The organism is Silvanigrella sp. (assembly GCF_044369315.1).
Classification (GTDB): Bacteria; Bdellovibrionota_B; Oligoflexia; order Silvanigrellales; family Silvanigrellaceae; genus Silvanigrella.
In genome coordinates this window covers 1-4,129 of the sequence record NZ_JBIPMD010000273.1, presented here as the reverse complement: position 1 = coordinate 4,129, position 4,129 = coordinate 1, and the positions used below count along the sequence as shown (strand labels likewise).

Annotated in this window: 3 protein-coding genes; 2 read left to right on the top strand and 1 reads right to left on the bottom strand. The window is 27.0% G+C overall.

Going from position 1 to position 4,129, the window contains the following annotated elements:
• The first annotated feature begins 45 nt into the window (after window positions 1-45).
• Together ACIQ56_RS15270 and ACIQ56_RS15265 are read left to right on the top strand one after the other, a co-directional pair.
• Entirely contained in the window at window positions 46-2,214 is a 2,169-nt protein-coding gene (locus ACIQ56_RS15270; RefSeq protein ID WP_397601907.1) for a hypothetical protein, read from the top strand.
• 199 nt (window positions 2,215-2,413) lie between these two features.
• The gene (locus tag ACIQ56_RS15265; RefSeq protein WP_397601906.1) at window positions 2,414-3,643 is read left to right on the top strand and encodes a hypothetical protein; all 1,230 of its coding nucleotides are present in this window, start codon (window positions 2,414-2,416) and stop codon (window positions 3,641-3,643) included.
• A 140-nt stretch (window positions 3,644-3,783) separates the two neighbouring features.
• On the opposite strand, the gene ACIQ56_RS15260 is transcribed toward ACIQ56_RS15265, so the two are convergent.
• Window positions 3,784-3,918, bottom strand: coding sequence for a hypothetical protein (locus tag ACIQ56_RS15260; RefSeq protein ID WP_397601905.1), 135 nt, complete (start codon window positions 3,916-3,918; stop codon window positions 3,784-3,786).
• Window positions 3,919-4,129: the final 211 nt, after the last annotated feature.

Genomic DNA, 4,129 nt, shown 5'->3' with positions numbered 1-4,129 from the left:
AGTTATATTTGAAATAACTAGACCAATGAAAAAGGTCGGTTAATTGTGTCTATAAAATTGGGGGAAGATCATAGTTCTCTATTTTTTAAAGATTTTAATACAAAAAAAGAAGTAAGAATACCTCTTAAAGTGAATGGGTCCCCTATTTTTGATATCAGTAATCAAAATAACGGAAATTTTTTAACGACGAATTTAAAGAAATTTTCAAATGGAAAAATGGGACATGAACTTATATTATTTTCCTTCAAAGGAGATATTTCTAAAATTTCAAATGAAAATATATTTAATAAAAAATATATTCCTTTTTCTAATGAAAAAAACCCTTATTATATCGACCAAATTCAATATTTAGGAATGAATCATTTTGCAATATCTGTAAGTATAAATGGAGATCCTAATATATATTTATTCAATTCATTAACAAATGAAATAAAATATATAACTCAATATCATTTTCCTGCAACCATTAAATTTATAAAAAACTATCAATCAGAAAATACAAACTGTATTTCTGTATTAATAGACAATGATTTAAAAGGGACATCTATAGATAAAATTTGTGAAAATGGTGAGAAAAAAGAGTTTATATCGAAAAACATTCTACATATGAAAGATGCTTTTATTTTAAAAGATGGAACTTTAAGAGCTCTAGTTTCTTGGGATAGAGTCATGTCTTTTGTAGATTACTCTCCAAATAAACAAATAAAACCTATTGCAGCCTTTCCTGATTGGATTGAATCCATAGGATCCTTTTCTCAAAATACAGAGAAATATATTTCGGCCTGGGTTTATAAAGAAGGTAAATATGATTTACAAAAAATAGACTTAGATAAAGCAAAAGAAAATTTTAAAAATTGGCAATTAAAACAAGATAAAAAATCAAATTTTTTAAATTTTCCAAATTTTGAAATCTATAAACCGCCCTATTTAAATATATATAATGAACAAAAAGAAAAATTATTGGCAAGCGATCTTAAATTATTTGAAAATCATATAAGCGAAGAAAATGCAAAAATAGAAAAAATAGTTGGTGAACAAAATAATAATATCTCATCCTCTAATTTCACTGCACTTCCTGCAACATACCGCTCTCAATTTTTATTTGCATATCCCTATGCTTTAGCAGATTTTTTAGGAGGACCAAGCATTGGATTATTTGCTTTTCCATTATCCGATGAAATGGAAAGATACCGAGTCCAAATTTTTGGTGGCTATAATTTTTTCCTAAATGCCCCTAGTGGAGCAATTACATATATAAATAATAGATTTTTAGATAGTTTTTCTTTTTCATTATTTGCCTCCCCTTTTTTTAATGGCTATTATGAAACATATTCAGATAACACAAAAACAAGATATTATAATTATCTTCAGCAAACAGGATTAAGTGTATCGGGAAGCTGGATTTTTAGGCCTTATCCATCATCTTTTCAAAGCACATTTTCTATTTATAGTCTTTCAACCTATTCAAATTTGGCAACAGCACCAAAAAGTGTTGGAGCGCAAAATACATATATTGCAAGCGCAACGGGTTTATTTACTTTTAATTTATTTGATACCGGATTTTATTTAGCAAGAAAAAACACTACGAATGGGGAATGGCTAAATTGGTTTACAGATATCTCTTTTGGTGTTGGAAAATATAATGGTTTAGGAGATTCCAAAGATTCAGCAGGAAATAATACAGGAACTATAGATTATTATAATTTAAATTCTTCCATAAATAGTACTTTTAAATTTTACAAACAAAATTTATCTTTATTAGGAAAAATATCGACAACACAAGGAGAAAATAATTTAAATATCAAAGAAATATATTCTCCCTATCAAACTTATATTTTAGGAAGTACAACTTCTCTAAACTATGTGAGTTATCCCATTATTGGATCAGGGTCTTTATTTGAATTAAAATCAGGATATTGGAGTTATTCTGGGACAGTTAGTTATGATTTTCCAATATATCCCTCATTTGAAAAAAAGTTTTTAATTTCATTTTTAGACAATTTACGTGGCTTTGTTTCTTTAACAAGAGGCGGTGTTTCTACTAATAAAGATTTTTCAACTTATGACGCCTTAACAAGCGCAAGTATCGGAAGCTCAATGACTGTTGATATAAAAGGGTTTCAATTATATCCCGCCCTATCCTATGGCTGGATTGTTGGAAAAGAAAACAATTGGTATATGTTATTTCAAATCAAGTTTATGGATTTATTATAACATAAAATTTCACTTATTTTTTTATTTTCTTTTATCGAATTCATTAAGATAATAACTCTAATATGAATTAAATGAATCACCTTGACAACAATTAAATATACAAATAAGCAAAACTTATTCCACGAATTGTTGTGGAATATAAAAAATATAAATTATTATTTATTACTTTATTATCATAAACAAGAACATTGTGAGTCTTATGAAAAAAACAAAAAAAATTACGATAGTTTTAACTAATCTACTTTTAACATCATGTGCATCTAATATTCAAAATAAAATAATAACTTGCCAAAGTGAAATAAGAGGAGGATTTGATATTGGATCAGGATCTACAAAACTTCAAATTTCAAAAGTAAGAATATGTGATAATGATAAAATTAATATTGAAAAAGTTTATTATAAATCAAGTATAGCAGTGAAATACTCTCAAGATTTAAACGATTCTAATTCAAAAATGTTTTCACAAAAAATAATAAATAAAGGCATGGATGCCATGAAGCTCATGACAATAGAAGCCCTTCAAAAATTAGAAGAAGAATGTGGCACTCATTGTAAAGTTAACGCATGGCGAGGAATCATGACAGAAGCTTTTCGAAAAGCAAAAAATTGGGAAGACGCAAAAACCCAACTTTCAACTACGGTTGACGGATTATTAATTAAAAGATTAAACCAAAAAGAAGAAGCCTTATATGGCTTTTATCCTATTATAAAATTAAATGGATTTGATCAGAATAATGCAGTCGTTTGGGACATAGGAGGAGGCTCTACTCAACTTACAGCTCTTGATACTAATTTTAAAAGAAATCAATTTTCTGTTGATGGTGTATATGTAATAGGAACATCATTAGGATCAGCAACATTTGCTAGTTTCCTTAAATCAAAAATGGATTCCAATAACTCCCTTAATTCATTTAACCCAATTCATGATTATGATTTTTTAGAAAATGAAAGTGAATTGCATATAAATAAAAAAATATTAAATTCTGTTACTGAAAATAATTATATTAAAGAAAATTTTAACTCTTTATTTATTCAAAATAAGAATTTTTATGTCATTGGCGGATTATTATCTATTTCAATACCAGAGACTCTTTCGAAGGATGATCAGAATTTTAAAGTTTACAACTATTCTGAAGTAAAAAATACAAATGAAATTTGTGCTATTTCAAAAAAAGAGCTTGATGACAAATATCATTACTTAAAAAAATTAAATGACAGTGAATTATTATCTTATGCCATTCAAACAAAATCAAATGTAAATTTTTCTCAAACAATTGCATCGAATATTTTAATGGTTCGAAAATACATGGAAAGCCTTTTAAATATAAAAGAAATATACCCAATACAAATAGATGGTACGGATACTTTAATGATTCACCCTGCATTTGGAAATAAAGAATATTGGAAAAAAGAAAACGTTCATATTTAATATTAAAAAAATTATTTTATCCTTATATCATTTCTTAAAAATAAGGTTATTTACAATTATGCATGTCAAAATTTACAGATTCTAATTTGAAAAATAATAAAGTGTTCTTAATTATTTTCATTAAATTCTCATTTACTAAATTAATCATACATTTGCACTGTCAAAGATTTGCATTCTTGAAATTCGGTGCGTGTGAAATTTGTACCAATAATACCTATCCCTGCTTTAGTAAATATTTTTAAATCATCACATATATTATTTGCCGCTTGACCCATTGGCTCTGGAAATTCTTTTAATTGAGTTAAAATAGATTTATTATCGAAAACAAATGTTAAAGAATCACCGCATTTTTTTCTTGTAATGATCCTCCCCTAAGAAAGTAGACACCCAGATCCGAAAAAAACTTATAGGAAAGAGGTGTTGAAATGGTGTTAACCAAAAGAAGGTATACAAGCGAATTCAAGCAAGGGGCGATTGAGCTTACAA